Here is a 15,499-nt window from a genome sequence, read left to right on the forward strand (position 1 = left end):
ACGGTGAGGTCGAGGCCAAAGTCAAAGCCGAAGTCGCAAACCTCTGCGCCAGATTCCCTATCTATCCAAACTTGTAAGAATTCAGTCATCCAAGAACAAAACGGCGCCAATCCGGCGCCGTTTTTTTTGTGGTCAGATAAGCCCCTGCCACAACATGAAGATCAGCAACAAAGCAGAAAAGGCCAACAGGTTAAAAGTCAGCCCGCCCAGCATTCCCAGAAACCATCCCATCCTCCGATCCGCCAAATTGATACCCCCCAGATGTTTTTGAACCTCTTCCGAGGCCTGGATCAGTTTTGGATTGTCCAGCACAAGTCGCAGTTTTGGATGGGCCGCCATCTGCTCTGCTTGAGCCAGGACCATTGCCTGTTTGTATATCCGGCGCGGCAGTTGCCTTTTGGCCTTTTTGACCGAGGCGGTCAGCGTTTTGTCGCGCACACCCAACTTGTCACGCAACAGCTGTATGGTCTGCGCAATTTGGATTTGTATATCTGTGTCTTGCGGCATGCTGCGGCCTCCTGAGCTGACAGTTTACCCATGTGGAATAGGAGCCACAATGGGGCTGGCCGTTTCAGATTGCGGCGGGTATCACGGCTATATGCTGAACACGATCATACATGGTGAACCAACCGACAAGCCCCCTTTGCTGATCGCCCATGGCCTATATGGCTCGGCCCGGAACTGGGGGGTCATCGCCCGCCGGCTATCTGACGAGCGGCAAGTTGTGGCGGTTGATATGCGCAACCACGCAAACAGCATGTGGACGCATGACCATGGGTATTCCGATCTGGCGAATGATCTGGCCGAAGTTATCGACCAGTTCGGCGGACAGGCAGATGTCGTCGGACATTCGATGGGCGGCAAGGCATCCATGACTTTAGCCCTGCTGCACAGCGCAAAGCTGCGCAAACTGGTGGTGGCAGACATCGCCCCGGTGGCCTATAGCCACAGTCAGATTCAGTTTATTGAAGCGATGCGCGCGGTGGACCTTTCCCGGGTCGAGCGTCGCTCGGACGCTGAACAACAACTGGCCGACAACGGAGTCGAAAAAGCCCTTCAGAGCTTTTTCACGCAGTCACTCGACATCAACGGACAGCGTTGGCTTTTGAACCTGGATACTTTGGCCTCTGAAATGCCCAAGATCATGGGCTTTCCTGAAATAGACGCATCCTGGGGTGGTCAAACACTGTTTTTGTCCGGGGGGGAGTCCGACTATGTGCTGCCTGAACATCGCTCTGTGATCCGCGGAATGTTCCCTTCGGCACGTTTTGCAAAAATACCTGGTGCAGGACATTGGTTGCATGCGGAAAAACCGCGTGAGTTCGAGGCCGCCGTCAGGACGTTCCTCAACGCCTGACCTGACCTCTCGAACGATCACAGCTCGGGTTCTGGCGTTTCCTATTGGCTAGGCGACTTCGCCCCCGCCATTCACCCAATCGACCAAGCCACCCAGGTTATAGACCTGCTCATACCCCATGTCCTGCAACAGTTTTCCCGCAAGGGCAGCGCGGCCACCCGAGGCACAATACAAGACAATTGGGCGATCTTTGCGAAGCTCTGGATCATGTGATTGCAGAGTGTCATCGGCCCGAAATTCCAACATACCGCGCGGGATATGATGTGACCCCGAAGCACGCCCTGTCTGCTGCAATTCCGCTGCATCGCGGATGTCCAGAAGCAGGCCACCTCGCTCCAGGATCTCGACCGCTTTGGCTCTCTGGATTCGCTCGACGGTGGAGTTCGCAGCTTCCATCATTTGTTTTACGGTCAACGGCATATGGTGTCTCCTGAAGAAATTTACGGGATGCTAACATGCAGGAACTGGAAGGTGTAGCCTGACAGGCCTTCACCTTAGGCTGGATAGATATTGGACATTTATTGCAGGACACCGATTTTTGCGCTGAACCAATCCCGGTATTCAATTCCCGCCGAACCCGAACCAAAGCAAACCGGGAGAGGTTCTGCTGCATCGAGACTTGAAAATCAATCAGGGCATCAGAGGTGGTGCGGGCGGTGGGACTCGAACCCACACGGGCATACGCCCTTCAGATTTTAAGTCTGATATGTCTACCATTCCATCACGCCCGCACAGCGCGTTGGGCCAGTTTTTAGGCTGAAAGCACCAGTAAGGCCATAAGGCTATGAACACAATGCGTTTCGCCGATGCAACTTGCGGAAATTCAATCGCCGCCTTTGACCACCACCCCATTTACGCAGGTCATCAGAAAAAGTCCTCGGAAAAACTCTTCGTTACGCAATTCGCCTGCGCTGTCCCAATCATTCTGACTTTTGGAAAATCAAGAAATAGAAAGAATCTTAGAGTGAAATGGTGCCCCCACACGGACTCGAACCGCGGACCTACTGATTACAAATCAGTTGCTCTACCAGCTGAGCTATAGGGGCACTTGGTGTCGATTAATGCCTCTTGTTACGGACTTCAAGACAGAATTTTGCCGCCGCTTAACGATTTTCTGTATTCGTGGTACTGGGTCTGGCCCAGAGATTTTACTCCGCCTGGTTTGACTGTGCGGAGTACAGCCTGTAACCCAGCAGATAATGTGCACGAACGCGAGGGTAAAAACCGAATATGCAGGTTGCAATCCACGCAGGTGCTGCGTTCACCGATGAAGGTCTCGTATTGCGGTCCCTTCAACGCAACACCGGCGCGTTGCATCAAAATGGTGCATCCGTATTTGGCCCGCGCCGATATCGACAAATTTTCGAACCCGCCTTTGCTGCCATTGAAAACCAGGATGAAATCGGTGCCGCAATGGAAATGCTCCGGGATGGGTTGCGATCAGCTCCGAAGGTCGATCGTTTGATTTACTCATGCGCCAGCTTTGCAGGCGATGTTGGAAATGCACTGGACGACGGGCAGCTATACCCAAATGCGGGACGCCGAATGGAGTTGCTTGAAAAGTCCTTTCCTGACCACGAAATTGAGCTTTGTATGGGTTTTTTAAGCCCTGGCAGATTTATTCCCAAAGCTTTGATGTCGCTACCTGAACAGAGTCGCCTCGACAAAATGCGAAGTACCGATATCAGCTGCCTCAGCTGGATCAGCATGGTCGAGGACATCAGAGATCTTGCGCCCAATGTCAAAATCACACTCTGGAGCAACGAGGACGCACCACTGATCTGGGGAGATATAGTCCGTGCAATCGCGGCCCTTCCCTCGGACAACACACTGGTTGATGAGTTTGATTTACTGCTGTCACTTCTAGACGATTCAGGCAAATCCAAAGGTCTGGCATTGATTGATCAAAGCCTGGAACAGGACGAACATTTGCGTGACGACCTTGCCACGGTTTTGGAGGAACACGCCAAAACCGAGCTCACAACAGAAGAGCTTGATCTGCCAGATTGGAGCATGGAAATCGTCGACGCGTTTGCAGAATTATATGCGCAGGACATGGACCGACTTGAGTCCATGCCCGGAGTGCAGGTTCTAAAACCTTGAGTCTATAGCGGGAAAGCAGCCGTTACATTCCCAACGCTTCCTTGTACATTTCCAACACCGCCTCTTCCTCGGCGATGTCGTCTTTGTCACGTTTGCGCAATGCGATCACTTTCCGCATGACCTTGGTGTCGTAGCCCCGCGCTTTTGCCTCGGCCATCACTTCTTTTTGTTGCTCCGCCAAATCTTTCTTTTCCGCATCCAGACGCTCGATCCGTTCGATGAACTGGCGCAACTCACCCGCGGTTACACGGTAATTCGCGGCGGCCTGATCTTCGGTATTCTCTTCCATCTAAGTCTCTCCCGGAGGCTGGTTTGTCATGCTGAAAAGGTGGGCAACAAGCGGGATACATCGGTGCGAGCCAAGCCGCAAGCATGCAAAAAACCAGTCTCGCTTGTGCGGGCCAGCGCGATCAGTTAAGCGCTCAGGTCAGACGCTGAAAAATGGAAAACGATGTTCGAATTCATCACCTGGGGCGGTGCCGCCCTGTCACTTATCGGCCTGGCTGGGCTGGTTTGGTGCATTCTGCATGTCATGAAAGCCCGCAAATCCGGCCTGTCTGACGATGAACTGCGCGCCGTTGTTCAACGGGTGCTGCCCTGGAACATGGGCGCGCTCTTTTTGTCGGTGATAGGTCTTATGCTGGTTATACTTGGAATCTCGTTCGGTTGACTGCGGCCATCAAACCGGCAGATTGTCGAAACGCGCTTCCATAACGTCCTCGCACAGGGCCGCATCCAGGCGACGCAGGCGCGCAGGAACCTCAACACCCTGCAGACGCATCTTCTCGATGACCTTTGTGACACTGGGCTGAAGGGCAAGGCGGGTATCAACACTGGCGCCCTTCAGTTTTTTCTCAAGTTGTTCGGCTTCGGAATACAAATCGATTCTCGGCATATCCATCCTCCCAAATGTCATCAGTTACCTATAGTTTAGTAACGGTTTTAAGACTTACATCACTCGGTTATTCTATCGCGCGAAAATTCGCCCGACCGCCCCCTAACATCGGCGCGCTTTCGCAGGATGCCTGGATTTTAGCCCGACTTTGCCGCTTCTGCCTTGACCGGCATCAAATCACCAAATGTTGATTGCTTCACATTCCGTTATTAATATATGACTAAGACCTAACCGGCGGAGGAAACCATGACGCCCAAAGTGAAAGCATTTTTTGACGCCGAGACATTCACGGTGTCTTATCTGGTTCAGGATCCTGAAGGCGATGCCTGCGCGATCATAGATAGTGTTCTGGATTTCGATCACGCATCCGGCCGAACCAATACGCGATCTGCGGATGAGATCATCGGATATGTCCAATCCAATTCGTTGCGAACCGAATGGATTCTGGAAAGCCATGTCCATGCCGACCACCTTTCAGCAGCCCCCTATTTGCAGCAGAAACTCGGAGGCAAGATTGGCATCGGTGATCAAATCGTCGCCATCCAGGAAACTTTCGGGAAAATTTTCAACGAGGGTACCGAGTTTCAGCGCGATGGTAGCCAGTTCGACGCCTTGTTCCGCGACGGCGACGGATTTCATGTCGGTCAAATGAGAGGTGACGTCTTGCACACCCCCGGCCATACGCCCGCCTGCATGACCTATGTCATCGGCGACGCGGCATTTGTCGGAGACACGCTGTTCATGCCGGATTTTGGCACTGCGCGATGCGACTTTCCCGGCGGATCGTCCGGAGATTTGTACAACTCGATCCAGAGGATCCTTTCACTGCCGGATGCGACACGCATCTTTGTCGGGCATGACTACAAAGCTCCTGGGCGGGACGAGTTTGCGTGGGAAACAACTGTTGAAGAGCAAAAATCCTTGAACGTGCATATCGGGCAAGGTCGACCTATCGAGGAATTCGTTGAAATGCGCGACGCCCGCGATGCCACTTTGGCCATGCCGCGGCTGATCCTGCCCTCTTTACAAGTCAATATGCGGGCGGGTCAGATGCCGCCTGAGGATGAGAATGGCGACGTGTTCCTGAAACTACCAGTGAACAAACTTTAGACGGCTAGAGCCGAACTTCTTGGGGGAACAAATCAGTGTATTCAGAATGGATATGGGGACTGGTAGGCGGCCTGTTGATTGGTCTTGGCGCAGCAGTTTACCTGCTTGGAAACGGTCGTGTAATGGGGGCGAGCGGTATCCTGGGAGGGCTTGTCGATCGCTCTGACCGCTCGGCCGAGCGGCTGTATTTCCTCGCTGGGATGATTGGGACGCCGTTGATGCTAAGCCTGTTTTTGTCGCCGGGGCCGCAGACAAACCTGACCTCGAATTTGACGGTTGTGATCGGGGCTGGGCTGCTTGTCGGTATCGGGACACGAATTGCCAACGGGTGCACCTCTGGACATGGGGTGTGCGGCATTTCCCGGTTTTCGGTGCGCGGGATCGTGGCAACGATCCTTTACATTGCGGCCGGGGCAGTGACGCTGGCCTTGTTTCGCCATGTCTGGGGGTTGATCTGATGCGCAATCTGATATCGCTTCTTTCGGGCTCTTTGTTCGGAGCAGGCCTGTTGATTTCCGGCATGACTGACACAACCAAGGTGCAGGGGTGGCTGGATATTTTCGGCAACTGGGATCCGACACTCGCATTTGTGATGGGGGGAGCCATTGTGCCCATGATGATCGCATGGAGGCTGGTTCCAGATCGCAAACCGCTGTCGGGTGGGAATTTCCCGACAATGGTGCAGCATGAACTGGATCGCCGCCTTATCATCGGATCGGTCATGTTTGGCATGGGATGGGGATTAGCGGGACTGTGTCCCGGTCCAGCCATCGCGTCTCTTACGTATGGCGGAACCGGAGGCGTTGTGTTTCTGATTTCCATGCTCGCAGGGATGTATGCCGCTCCTGCCGTAGGTGCAAAACTGGACAGAACCGTAAACGCGACCTAAGCAGTAGCCATGGAGATTCGACCGATAACCCCCCGCTATGCCGTCTCGCCGCAAATTTCGGTCGAGGATGTTCCCACTATTGTCGAGGCAGGCTTTGTCAAAGTGATCTGCAACCGGCCGAACAGCGAAGTTCCCGAGGATCTCCAGTCAGATGCTATCGGACAGGCCGTGCGTGCTGCCGGGTTGGAATACGAAGTGCTAGAGCTGACGCATCAGACCATGACGCCCGAAAACGTCTCCTTGCAACGTGACCTGGCAGAATCCTGTGCCGGTCCGGTTCTCGCATATTGTGCATCGGGCACGCGTTGTTCTGTGATCTGGGCATTGGGGCAGTGCGAAAGCATGAGCACCGAAGACATCCTTCAGGCGACGACCAAGGCAGGCTATGCGTTGGACAACCTGCGTCCAACCTTGGAAGAAATACGCAGATCAGTGACTTGAGCCGTCTGCTAACTGCCTTTCAGCGCGCTTTCATCCCCAGATAAACCAGCCAGTTGAGATATCTCGGCAACCATGTGTTCCGAATTCTCGAGGTTCAATTCTGTCCCCTCTAGGCCCAGCGCGCCGCGGGAAAATGGCATTGTTTCCTGCCCGTGTTCGGTTGGCCCCTCTTCGTGTATACTGGCTGAACTCGCCTCAAGGAACTCATTTGCTTCGGGCTGGGAAAATGTCTGAGTTTGGTAGGTTTCGTTCAGGCGCACCGCACGCAGTCCTCCGCATTGGCCGAGCCGTCCGATCGCGGCCCGGCTGCGGTCGATCGCCACAATCTCGGTACGATCCAGCCGCGCCCCGATCAATGGCAACACATCCCCCACCGCCAGTTCTGTCAGCGTCGCCAGGGACAAGGGCATCCGGCAGACCACCGTATTCAAATCTGCTCTCAACACGCCCGATGCCTGATCAAGCCTGCCCTCTGGCTCATCATGAATCACCTCCGTCTCGGCCGTTTCAGCCGGTCGGATAGGCAACAGTACTGAAAGCTGACCTTGTCTCAGCCCACCGCCAAGTTCGACTGTCAGTTCAAAAACTCGGTATTCCTCTTCCACCATCGCCAGGGTCAAAGTTCGCAGATCCGCAAGGCGCGAAGCATATTCAAAACCGATCAGGCACATGCGGTCACTCGCCGTTTCGACAAGTGATGCCGCGCGGGACAGCCCCTCTTCGATCCAAGGGGACACCATGGCCGCGTCCGTATCGGTGAACCCCCGCGCAGAATGCGCTCCCGGCATCACCTCGCCTATTGTCTGAGCCTGCACGACAGCCGACACTAACCCTATATCCATGCAGATCGCAGCCAAGCTGCTGTCAGAGCCTGAAAAGAGCAGCAATATCCATTCCTCATCCAAAGACTGTGTCAGCCCACCTGGTGGCCGACAGGATTGTTTGGCGCCGATTACCGACAACGGCAGCTGCAAACGATCTTCTGCCGCGCGAGCAAAAGCCAGACGCAGCGCACGTAGGATCGAGCGAGGCTTGTCACCCTTTTCCTCCTGACTGATCGAAAGCTTGCGCGCCAGAGCCGCGCTGACAGATTGCGTCATGCCTAAAACCGCTGATTGTTCCTGCATTCTCTTTCAGGTCTAACCCGGCGATAGTTACCAACCTGTTTATACAGCCGTCACTGCGCAGCCTGTCGGTAGGCCTGTGGCAGCCTGACCCGGAACGCAGCCCCACCATGGCCGGGCAAGTAGCTGATATCGCCCCCCAGTCTTTGCATAATCTCACGGCAGATCGCTAATCCCAGCCCCGCACCACCTGCCTTGTCGCCTCCGACGCGGGCAAATTTCTCAAAAACCATCTGCCGGGCATCCGGGGGAATGCCGGTGCCGTTATCAGCAAAATCAATGACGACCTGTCCGCCGACATCATGCGCGGAAATGGTCAGAACCGGTTCTTTGGCATCACAATATTTCTGAGCGTTCGAAATCAGGTTGATAAACACCTGCCCCAGACGGTCCAAATCCGTATGCAGGAGAACGCGTTCGGAGGTTTTCGACCGCCGGACGGTTAGTTTCTGGCTGGTTCCAGCCAAGGCACTGGACACAGCACGATCCAAAACCGACCGCAGGGTGTCACCGCTCTTGTTCAAATTGACTCGCCCACTTTCCAGAACGCTCAGGTCCAGCAAGTCATCCAGCAGCCGTGTCAACCGAAGCGCCTCGTCATGGATGATGGCAGCGTAACGCGTTCTTTCTTCGCTGGTCAGACCTTCGGTATCCCGCATGATCTCGGAAAATGCTCGGATCGAGGTCATGGGGGTTCGCAATTCGTGGCTGACTTGGCTGAGGAACCCGTCCTTCTGTTCGGAAATTTGCGTCAGCTTGGTGTTCGCCTCACGCAGTTGGCGCGCCGTACGGCTGAGTTCAGCGGATTTCGCTTCCAGTTGGCTGGAGTATTCCAACATCTGCGCGGATTCGTCGGCCACGGCGAGCAAATCCTCGACCGAAACGGAGGAACCACCAACAATCTGCCCGATCATCGCATGCGCTGTCGCCGCCCCGACCGAGCCGCTGAGTTCACGTTCCAACCGCTCCAAAAACCCAGGCGTAGGTTCGGGCAGGCTGGAACGCCCACCCTGCTGTTCCGCCTGCGCCTGAAAGAACTCTTGCGCCGGACCTGCGCCCAAAATGCGCTGGGTCATGATCATCAGGTCTTCGCTTTGCGCTACCGATCCGGTCCAACCGCGCAGCGCAACCGAATGGTCGAATACGTTGACGAATTGCGCCCCCTGCAAACGTTCGAGCGGGCTTGGAAAACTCAGCAAAGAGGCCGCGCAAAATGCCAGCGTGTTCAGCGACAGCGACCACAACACAGCGTGCACCATCGGGTCCATTCCGTCGATCCCGAACAAGGCCTGCGGGCGCAACCAGCCCCATCCGAACGGTCCGTTCTGCAGGACACTATCCGACATAATCGCGCTGCCCATGCCGGGCAACAACAGCGTGTAGATCCACAACAAGAACCCGACCGTCAGTCCGATCAGAGCCCCTGTTCGCGTCGCCCCGCGCCAGAACAGCCCGCCAACCAGCGAAGGCAAAATCTGGGAAATCCCGGCAAAGGCCACCAGACCAATCGAGGCCAGCGCGGCCCCGCCGCCGGAAATGCGGTAATACGAGAACCCAAGCACCATGATCACGGCGATTGAAATCCGCCGGGACAGCAAAACCACATTGCGGACATCACCGGATACGGCGCCAGCGCCCTCCTGCCGGCTAAACCAGATCGGCATCACGACGTGATTTGACACCATGGTCGATAGGGCCATTGCCGTGACAATCACCATCGATGTGGCGGATGAAAAGCCGCCAATAAAGGACAGCATCGCCAGCCATTCATTGCCCTGCGACAGGGGCACCGTCAGCACGAACAGATCCGGATTCGATCCTTCGGGCAAAAGGTCCAATCCTACGACCGCGATTGGCACGACAAAGAGACTCATCAACAGCAGATACAGGGGGAAGGCCCATGCGGCTGTCCTCAGATGCCCTTCATCGGCGTTCTCCACCACCATCACCTGAAACATCCTCGGCAGACACACAAAGGCCGCAGCCGATAAAAATATAAACGTGGTCCAGCGTCCGGCATTCACATTCCACTGCCCGATCTCAGAGGCATCGATGCGGTCCATCATCGGACCGACTCCTCCGGCTATACCCCAGACAACGAAAATGCCCACGGCCAGCAGCGCAAAAAGTTTAACGACAGATTCCAATGCGATGGCCGTGACAACGCCATGATGGCGTTCGTTGGCATCCAGATTGCGGGTACCGAACAGAATGGCGAACACTGCCAGCCCCGCCGCAACCCAGAACACACTGGACCCTTCGCGGTAAAGACCGCTTGGGTCGGCCTCGGCAAAGATTGAGAATGACAGCGTAATGGATTGAAGTTGCAGCGCAATATAGGGCGTCCCGCCCAACACGGCCAGAATTGTGACGCAAATCGCCAGAGTGTTCGACTTGCCATAGCGAGACGAAATCAGGTCGGCGATTGAGGTCACCCTCTGGCTGCGGCCAACCCGAACCAGCTTGCGCAATCCCCACCACCAACAGATCATGACCAACGTGGGTCCCAGATAGATCGTTACGAACTCCAGCCCCGACCGGGCGGCGTTCCCTACCGCGCCATAAAAGGTCCAGGCGGTACAATAGATCGACAGCGACAGCGTGTAGATCAACGGAGATCGCAGCCACGCCCCCCTGCCCGCCGCGGCCATTCTGTCGGCGGCAAATGCGACGCTGAACAACAGCACCACATAGCCCAAACAAACCAGGATCAGCACGTTCAGCGTTGCCATCAGTCTTGACCTGGCTCGGAATCATCGCCGGTTGATATGCGTCTTGCGGCGAACCCAAAGAGAACGCTGGCAACGATCAAAACCGCCCAGCATGTGAAGATATAGAGAATCGCAGAAGACAGCGGCACTCCGTCCGCTGCATCGCCCCCACGCGGCCACAGCAACGGAATCGCAATCAGCGCGCCCCCCAATATAGGCAATAAACGGGCGGCGTCGGTTAGCCTGCGTCGGCGGTAACTTTGGCGCTCAAGAAACAGCGACGGCCGCGCACCAGATGGTTGGCGGTCGTCCTGCATGCTCATGACCGCGAGGCCTGCGCGTGCAAATCGCGGACGGCGGTCAGAACTTCTGCATTGGAAAACGGCTTTGTCATGAACCGGCTGACCCCTGCATTCTCGGCCATCTCACGATCTTTCGATTGGCCACGAGCCGTTAGCATCAGAACCGGAAGATTTCGCAGTTCTTCGAGTTCGCGCAAGTCGCGCAAAATCTCCATCCCGCTTTTGCCCGGCAGCATCACATCCAGAATCACAAGATCGGGCTTCGCGCCCTGAATCACCAGCAGCGCATCCGTCCCTTCAGCATGCGTTTCAACCTGCCATCCCTCGCGGGTCAGCAAAAACCGAATGGCTTCAGCAATGTTCGGCTCATCCTCGATCAACAGAACCTTTCGGCTCATATATTTCATTCCTCCCCGAGACGGGCTGCACCACTGTCAACCTGTCCGAAACAGCTTATGCGCAGTGTCACGAAACTGTCAAAAACCTTCGCTCAGAATCGAGGGCTCTCGGCGCGATTCACAGTCCTTATTGGGGCAGACCCGGCAACTTGGGCCAACATGGGCAACCGCCTGACTGCCCTGAGGGCTTTCTTCGACGGATCGAACCAGCATGACAGAACGATAAACCGGCGCATCATCATAGCCGGAAATGGATTGCGGCCAGGCATAGGCATAACAATCGAATTCCGCGGCCGTTCGCCCCAACTGAACGATCCGTTTTCGGATCGGAACCAGCGGCCGGTTCAGCGCCTGAAACAGCGGCCACAGAGGACACGCCTCGCCGAACCTGGGCATGGCAAAACCGGGCACCGATTTGCTGAACAAAATGCTGCCTGAGGCATCACATATCACCAGCCCGGTCGGGCGCGACAAATACCCTTTGGGCAAGGCGGCCAGCCGCCTCAGCACGGTGGCGATGTCGACTGAATACTCTGTTGCCAAAAGCAAAGGATCTGTAACTCCCCGATCCAAAGCCCCTTTGAGCGCATCCAGAGGCAAAAGCCGAGCGTCGGATTCGTAGACGTCCAGAATATCCCGCGCCACTTTTCGCGCGGCAGAGGAATCAATCTCATTCAGATTAACATCCGCGCTTCCCCCTCCGGTTTCGATTTCCGGGAAATGGTGATCATGCCTGTCAAAAAATGCTTCGACATCTTCCAGAGGGACGCCGCGACGATCCTCGGCCCCCTCGGAATCATCCAGATAGGCCACCAGCGATTTGGAGCTATCGGCCAGCCGTTCGGCATCCTGGTGCAGGTTCCGGTGGAATCGGTCTTGCCACTCGGGTTCAATCTCTTGCGTTTCAGCAAGAATGGCAGCGGTGGAACGAATCGCGGCGGCTGTCGAAAGGACCTCGTGCATGGATGCTGCCAGATGCGGATCGTGCGTCAAACGATCCGACAGGGTTTCAATCGTTCGCTCTAACGACACCACTCGGCTGTGCATTTGCGCCAAAACGCCCGCCCACCCTGGAAACCTACTTGCGAACTCCTCAAGCCCGTCCACTTCGGCTTTCTGGCCAACAGCATCTGCCGCAGCCTCGCGCAGCGCAGAAATCAGCGTCGCCTCGATCCCCTGGGTTAGCACCGAAGGCTCAACGGTCAGGGCCGCAGCGATATCCACCAGCAGCTTTCCTCCGATCCTGCGGCGGTTATGCTCGATCAGGTTCAGATAGGATGCCGAGATTCCAACCTGCCGTGCAAGCTGGGCCTGACGCAATCCTGCGATCTGCCGCCTTTCGCGAATACGGCTGCCTGTTAACGTGTCCCGCAAAATTTTCCTCTTTTTCCGCTGGCTCCTTTGGTCAACCTCAGAAGCATTTTCAAAACTATTATTTAAATATAAGTCTTTAGCAATTAATTTTCTTGAGCAATTTACTTTCTTCACAAACGCATCCCGCAGTTCCAAACACCCGGACCACGGTGTAACCCATTTGCATATTTCGAAAATCACAGGCCTTCCCCTTCTATTTTCGGAAAAACACCTGCACCATGGACATATGAGCGACCCAGCCTTTGAATATGCGCCGATCGGATTGGTCGAGTTGGAGAACCGCGTGATCCGCCGGTGCAATCTGCAGTTCGCACGCACTTTCGGCGGTGAAGAGGCCGATTACCGCAACATGCCCCTGCTACATCTCTACCCTTCTGTCGCAGATTGGGAACGTATCGGCGCACGGAGCCTGCAAATCATGCGCGACACCGGATATTACACGGATGAGAGGGTCATGCGTCGCCGCGATAGCGACTTATTCTGGTGCCGCGCGCGCGGACGTTCGCTAACGCCTGAAGATCCATTCCGCCATGGCATCTGGAGTTTTTCGGATATTTCCGAGGAACGCCCTTTGGTCGAGCTAACCAGCCGTGAGCGCGAGGTTGCCATTCTGTCCTGCAAGGGCTTGTCGGCCAAGGAAATCGGTGCGGAACTGAACCTGAGCTATCGTACAATCGAAGCCTACCGTGCGCGGCTGCTTGAAAAATTCGGGGCACGTAAACTGCCTGAACTGGTTGCGAAACTCTCCGGAATGCCGCTGTAACGCTGTTTACCACTGGTAATCTTCAGCAAAACCCCCATCTGACAGGCCGAGACTGTGCTTTTCATGGCCGTACGCTTAGCTTATAACGCTGCGTAATCAGACCAAAGCCCGCGCGAAACAGACGGGCCAAAGGGGAACCGTCGAGGACACTCATGACAGATACCAAACACGAAGCGGATGTGGCGTTTATCAAGGCACTGGCCGAACTGCTGCGGGAAAACGACCTGACCGAGTTGCAGGTAAAGCGTGATTATGGCGAAGATGACAGCCTGAACGTACGCGTTAGCCGCATGTCACCCGTCGCCGCTCCGGTCCAGGTTGCGGTCCCGGCGGCCGCGCCAGCCGCAGCCCCGGCAGCCGCACCAGCAGCAGCTGAAGCACCCGCAGCAAGTGACGATCCAGCCAGCCATCCGGGCGCTGTGACTTCGCCCATGGTCGGCACCGTGTACATGCAGCCCGAGCCGGGTGCGCCGTCCTTCATCTCCATCGGTGCCAGTGTTTCCGAAGGCGACACGCTGCTGATCGTCGAAGCGATGAAAACCATGAACCACATCCACGCGCCTAAATCCGGCACTATCAAGCGTATTTTGGTGGGTGATGGCGATGCTGTGGAATTCGGCACTCCTCTGGTCATTGTTGAGTAAGGCGGCCCCATGTTCGACAAGATCCTGATTGCCAACCGAGGCGAGATCGCCCTGCGCGTCATCCGCGCCGCACGCGAGATGGGGATTAAGACAGTCGCCGTCCATTCAACCGCAGACAGTGACGCGATGCATGTACGCATGGCGGACGAATCGGTCTGTATCGGCCCCCCGCCCAGCCCTCAAAGCTATCTGTCGGTGCCTGCGATCATCTCAGCCTGCGAGATCACTGGCGCCCAGGCGATCCACCCGGGCTACGGCTTTTTGTCTGAAAATGCCGAGTTTGTGCAGATCGTCGAAGATCACGACATCACCTTCATTGGCCCCACCGCTGAGCATATCCGCGTGATGGGGGACAAGATCACAGCCAAGGACACGATGAAAGCCTTGGGCGTTCCCTGTGTGCCTGGTTCAGATGGTGGCGTGCCGGATCTGGCCGCAGCCAAGCGGATCGGTGAAGAATTCGGCTATCCTGTCATCATCAAGGCCACCGCCGGTGGCGGCGGACGCGGCATGAAAGTCGCGATGAGTGCGGATGAGATGGAAAGCGCCTTTATGACCGCGCGCGCCGAAGGCAAAGCCGCATTTGGTAATGACGAGGTCTATATTGAGAAATACCTGACCACACCGCGCCACATCGAGATTCAGGTCTTTGGCGATGGCAAGGGCCAAGCGGTTCATCTGGGCGAGCGCGACTGTTCCCTGCAGCGCCGCCACCAAAAGGTATTCGAAGAGGCACCCGGCCCCTGCATCACCCCCGAAGAACGCGCAAGGATCGGTAAGGTCTGTGCCGATGCGGTTGCCAAGATCAACTATATCGGTGCAGGTACGATCGAATTTCTGTACGAAAATGGCGACTTCTATTTCATCGAGATGAACACCCGCCTACAGGTCGAACACCCGGTCACTGAGGGCATCTTTGGCGTAGATCTGGTGCGCGAACAAATCCGCGTTGCCGCTGGTCAGCCAATGTCATTCGGTCAGGATGATCTGAAAATCAATGGTCACGCCATCGAGGTTCGGATCAACGCCGAGAAACTGCCAAACTTCTCGCCCTGCCCCGGAAAAATCTCGGCCTACCATGCGCCGGGCGGTCTGGGTGTGCGGATGGATTCAGCGTTGTATGACGGGTACACGATCCCGGCCTACTACGACTCACTGATCGCCAAACTGATCGTGCAGGGCCGCGACCGACCCGAAGCACTGGCCCGTCTGGAACGCGCATTGGGAGAGTTGATCGTGGACGGAATCGACACGACGGTTCCCTTGTTCCACGCACTTCTGCAAGAAAGTGACGTCCAAAGCGGTGATTATAACATCCACTGGCTGGAGCACTGGCTTGCGGAGAATATGGCCGACTAACTCTGCTGGGTCGGAGGGCTACCGCTTTC

The 15,499-nt window shown here is 55.9% G+C and carries 19 protein-coding genes and 2 tRNA genes; 10 read left to right on the plus strand and 11 right to left on the minus strand.

Annotated features, from left to right (window positions below):
- Positions 1 to 132: 132 nt before the first annotated feature.
- Entirely contained in the window at positions 133 to 507 is a 375-nt protein-coding gene (locus AC2FH8_RS15015) for a hypothetical protein (protein ID WP_282027770.1), read from the minus strand.
- 49 nt (positions 508 to 556) lie between these two features.
- Between AC2FH8_RS15015 and AC2FH8_RS15020 the strand changes: the two genes are divergently transcribed.
- Entirely contained in the window at positions 557 to 1,357 is an 801-nt protein-coding gene (locus AC2FH8_RS15020) for an alpha/beta fold hydrolase (RefSeq protein ID WP_399171133.1), read from the plus strand.
- Positions 1,358 to 1,405: 48 nt separating this feature from the next.
- On the opposite strand, the gene AC2FH8_RS15025 is transcribed toward AC2FH8_RS15020, so the two are convergent.
- The 3 genes from AC2FH8_RS15025 to AC2FH8_RS15035 all read right to left on the minus strand — a co-directional run bounded on the left by AC2FH8_RS15025 (position 1,406) and on the right by AC2FH8_RS15035 (position 2,403).
- Entirely contained in the window at positions 1,406 to 1,777 is a 372-nt protein-coding gene (locus tag AC2FH8_RS15025) for a rhodanese-like domain-containing protein (protein WP_142638196.1), read from the minus strand.
- Positions 1,778 to 2,002: 225 nt separating this feature from the next.
- A tRNA-Leu gene (locus tag AC2FH8_RS15030) sits at positions 2,003 to 2,088 on the minus strand.
- A gap of 239 nt (positions 2,089 to 2,327) precedes the next feature.
- Positions 2,328 to 2,403: transfer RNA gene (locus AC2FH8_RS15035), tRNA-Thr, on the minus strand.
- A 499-nt stretch (positions 2,404 to 2,902) separates the two neighbouring features.
- On the opposite strand from AC2FH8_RS15035, the gene AC2FH8_RS15040 reads away from it, so the two are divergent.
- The gene (locus AC2FH8_RS15040) at positions 2,903 to 3,460 is read left to right on the plus strand and encodes a hypothetical protein (protein WP_246097250.1); all 558 of its coding nucleotides are present in this window, start codon (positions 2,903 to 2,905) and stop codon (positions 3,458 to 3,460) included.
- Positions 3,461 to 3,482: 22 nt separating this feature from the next.
- Here the strand turns inward: AC2FH8_RS15040 and AC2FH8_RS15045 are convergent, their stop codons facing one another.
- Entirely contained in the window at positions 3,483 to 3,749 is a 267-nt protein-coding gene (locus AC2FH8_RS15045) for a DUF2312 domain-containing protein (protein WP_142638157.1), read from the minus strand.
- A 162-nt stretch (positions 3,750 to 3,911) separates the two neighbouring features.
- On the opposite strand from AC2FH8_RS15045, the gene AC2FH8_RS15050 reads away from it, so the two are divergent.
- The gene (locus tag AC2FH8_RS15050; protein WP_142638212.1) at positions 3,912 to 4,130 is read left to right on the plus strand and encodes a carboxymuconolactone decarboxylase family protein; all 219 of its coding nucleotides are present in this window, start codon (positions 3,912 to 3,914) and stop codon (positions 4,128 to 4,130) included.
- Positions 4,131 to 4,139: 9 nt separating this feature from the next.
- On the opposite strand, the gene AC2FH8_RS15055 is transcribed toward AC2FH8_RS15050, so the two are convergent.
- Positions 4,140 to 4,355: a hypothetical protein gene (locus AC2FH8_RS15055; protein WP_142638155.1), complete on the minus strand. Its 216-nt coding sequence runs from the start codon at positions 4,353 to 4,355 to the stop codon at positions 4,140 to 4,142.
- A 246-nt stretch (positions 4,356 to 4,601) separates the two neighbouring features.
- On the opposite strand from AC2FH8_RS15055, the gene AC2FH8_RS15060 reads away from it, so the two are divergent.
- The 4 genes from AC2FH8_RS15060 to AC2FH8_RS15075 are packed head-to-tail and all read left to right on the plus strand — an operon-like array spanning position 4,602 to position 6,795.
- Positions 4,602 to 5,465: an MBL fold metallo-hydrolase gene (locus AC2FH8_RS15060; RefSeq protein WP_496690130.1), complete on the plus strand. Its 864-nt coding sequence runs from the start codon at positions 4,602 to 4,604 to the stop codon at positions 5,463 to 5,465.
- A 35-nt stretch (positions 5,466 to 5,500) separates the two neighbouring features.
- On the plus strand, positions 5,501 to 5,923 hold the full coding sequence (locus AC2FH8_RS15065; protein ID WP_142638151.1) for a YeeE/YedE family protein: 423 nt from the start codon (positions 5,501 to 5,503) through the stop codon (positions 5,921 to 5,923).
- Positions 5,923 to 6,354 (plus strand): DUF6691 family protein, encoded by a 432-nt coding sequence (locus AC2FH8_RS15070; RefSeq protein WP_142638149.1) that lies wholly within the window; start codon positions 5,923 to 5,925, stop codon positions 6,352 to 6,354. The genes AC2FH8_RS15065 and AC2FH8_RS15070 overlap by 1 nt, the downstream gene beginning before the upstream one ends.
- Positions 6,355 to 6,363: 9 nt before the next feature.
- Positions 6,364 to 6,795, plus strand: a complete 432-nt coding sequence (locus tag AC2FH8_RS15075) for a protein tyrosine phosphatase family protein (RefSeq protein WP_142638147.1) — start codon at positions 6,364 to 6,366, stop codon at positions 6,793 to 6,795.
- An 8-nt stretch (positions 6,796 to 6,803) separates the two neighbouring features.
- Here AC2FH8_RS15075 and AC2FH8_RS15080 read toward each other — a convergent pair whose 3' ends face one another.
- The 5 genes from AC2FH8_RS15080 to AC2FH8_RS15100 all read right to left on the minus strand — a co-directional run bounded on the left by AC2FH8_RS15080 (position 6,804) and on the right by AC2FH8_RS15100 (position 12,707).
- A complete protein-coding gene (locus tag AC2FH8_RS15080; protein ID WP_496690131.1) occupies positions 6,804 to 7,922 on the minus strand; it encodes a FliM/FliN family flagellar motor C-terminal domain-containing protein in 1,119 nt (372 codons plus the stop codon).
- A 50-nt stretch (positions 7,923 to 7,972) separates the two neighbouring features.
- Positions 7,973 to 10,651, minus strand: coding sequence for an ATP-binding protein (locus AC2FH8_RS15085; protein WP_496690132.1), 2,679 nt, complete (start codon positions 10,649 to 10,651; stop codon positions 7,973 to 7,975).
- On the minus strand, positions 10,651 to 10,953 hold the full coding sequence (locus tag AC2FH8_RS15090; protein ID WP_496690133.1) for a hypothetical protein: 303 nt from the start codon (positions 10,951 to 10,953) through the stop codon (positions 10,651 to 10,653). The genes AC2FH8_RS15085 and AC2FH8_RS15090 overlap by 1 nt, the downstream gene beginning before the upstream one ends.
- A complete protein-coding gene (locus AC2FH8_RS15095; RefSeq protein ID WP_142638139.1) occupies positions 10,950 to 11,330 on the minus strand; it encodes a response regulator transcription factor in 381 nt (126 codons plus the stop codon). Before AC2FH8_RS15095 ends, AC2FH8_RS15090 begins: the two co-directional genes overlap by 4 nt.
- 78 nt (positions 11,331 to 11,408) lie before the next feature.
- A complete protein-coding gene (locus AC2FH8_RS15100; RefSeq protein ID WP_281995802.1) occupies positions 11,409 to 12,707 on the minus strand; it encodes a helix-turn-helix domain-containing protein in 1,299 nt (432 codons plus the stop codon).
- Between the two features lie 223 nt (positions 12,708 to 12,930).
- Here AC2FH8_RS15100 and AC2FH8_RS15105 point away from each other — a divergent pair, with 223 nt between their 5' ends.
- The 3 genes from AC2FH8_RS15105 (at position 12,931) to accC (ending at position 15,470) form a co-directional block, all read left to right on the plus strand.
- Positions 12,931 to 13,467 (plus strand): helix-turn-helix domain-containing protein, encoded by a 537-nt coding sequence (locus AC2FH8_RS15105; protein WP_142638135.1) that lies wholly within the window; start codon positions 12,931 to 12,933, stop codon positions 13,465 to 13,467.
- A gap of 152 nt (positions 13,468 to 13,619) precedes the next feature.
- Positions 13,620 to 14,111, plus strand: a complete 492-nt coding sequence (gene accB, locus AC2FH8_RS15110; RefSeq protein WP_496690134.1) for an acetyl-CoA carboxylase biotin carboxyl carrier protein — start codon at positions 13,620 to 13,622, stop codon at positions 14,109 to 14,111.
- A gap of 9 nt (positions 14,112 to 14,120) precedes the next feature.
- Complete coding sequence (gene accC / locus AC2FH8_RS15115; RefSeq protein ID WP_496690135.1) at positions 14,121 to 15,470, plus strand: acetyl-CoA carboxylase biotin carboxylase subunit; 1,350 nt, start codon at positions 14,121 to 14,123, stop codon at positions 15,468 to 15,470.
- The last annotated feature ends 29 nt before the right edge of the window (positions 15,471 to 15,499 follow it).

The organism is Ruegeria sp. CDSC025 (genome assembly GCF_059610805.1).

Bases quoted from the DNA above. Each gene is read 5' to 3' on its own strand.
- AC2FH8_RS15075 (WP_142638147.1), top strand. From the start codon at position 6,364: ATGGAGATTCGACCGATAACCCCCCGCTATGCCGTCTCGCCGCAAATT.
- accC (WP_496690135.1), top strand. From the start codon at position 14,121: ATGTTCGACAAGATCCTGATTGCCAACCGAGGCGAGATCGCCCTGCGC.
- AC2FH8_RS15055 (WP_142638155.1), bottom strand. From the start codon at position 4,355: ATGCCGAGAATCGATTTGTATTCCGAAGCCGAACAACTTGAGAAAAAA.
- AC2FH8_RS15025 (WP_142638196.1), bottom strand. From the start codon at position 1,777: ATGCCGTTGACCGTAAAACAAATGATGGAAGCTGCGAACTCCACCGTC.
- AC2FH8_RS15070 (WP_142638149.1), top strand. From the start codon at position 5,923: ATGCGCAATCTGATATCGCTTCTTTCGGGCTCTTTGTTCGGAGCAGGC.
- AC2FH8_RS15020 (WP_399171133.1), top strand. From the start codon at position 557: ATGGGGCTGGCCGTTTCAGATTGCGGCGGGTATCACGGCTATATGCTG.
- AC2FH8_RS15045 (WP_142638157.1), bottom strand. From the start codon at position 3,749: ATGGAAGAGAATACCGAAGATCAGGCCGCCGCGAATTACCGTGTAACC.
- AC2FH8_RS15090 (WP_496690133.1), bottom strand. From the start codon at position 10,953: ATGAGCATGCAGGACGACCGCCAACCATCTGGTGCGCGGCCGTCGCTG.
- AC2FH8_RS15060 (WP_496690130.1), top strand. From the start codon at position 4,602: ATGACGCCCAAAGTGAAAGCATTTTTTGACGCCGAGACATTCACGGTG.
- AC2FH8_RS15095 (WP_142638139.1), bottom strand. From the start codon at position 11,330: ATGAGCCGAAAGGTTCTGTTGATCGAGGATGAGCCGAACATTGCTGAA.
- AC2FH8_RS15050 (WP_142638212.1), top strand. From the start codon at position 3,912: ATGTTCGAATTCATCACCTGGGGCGGTGCCGCCCTGTCACTTATCGGC.
- AC2FH8_RS15105 (WP_142638135.1), top strand. From the start codon at position 12,931: ATGAGCGACCCAGCCTTTGAATATGCGCCGATCGGATTGGTCGAGTTG.
- AC2FH8_RS15080 (WP_496690131.1), bottom strand. From the start codon at position 7,922: ATGCAGGAACAATCAGCGGTTTTAGGCATGACGCAATCTGTCAGCGCG.
- accB (WP_496690134.1), top strand. From the start codon at position 13,620: ATGACAGATACCAAACACGAAGCGGATGTGGCGTTTATCAAGGCACTG.
- AC2FH8_RS15015 (WP_282027770.1), bottom strand. From the start codon at position 507: ATGCCGCAAGACACAGATATACAAATCCAAATTGCGCAGACCATACAG.
- AC2FH8_RS15085 (WP_496690132.1), bottom strand. From the start codon at position 10,651: ATGGCAACGCTGAACGTGCTGATCCTGGTTTGTTTGGGCTATGTGGTG.
- AC2FH8_RS15040 (WP_246097250.1), top strand. From the start codon at position 2,903: ATGGAGTTGCTTGAAAAGTCCTTTCCTGACCACGAAATTGAGCTTTGT.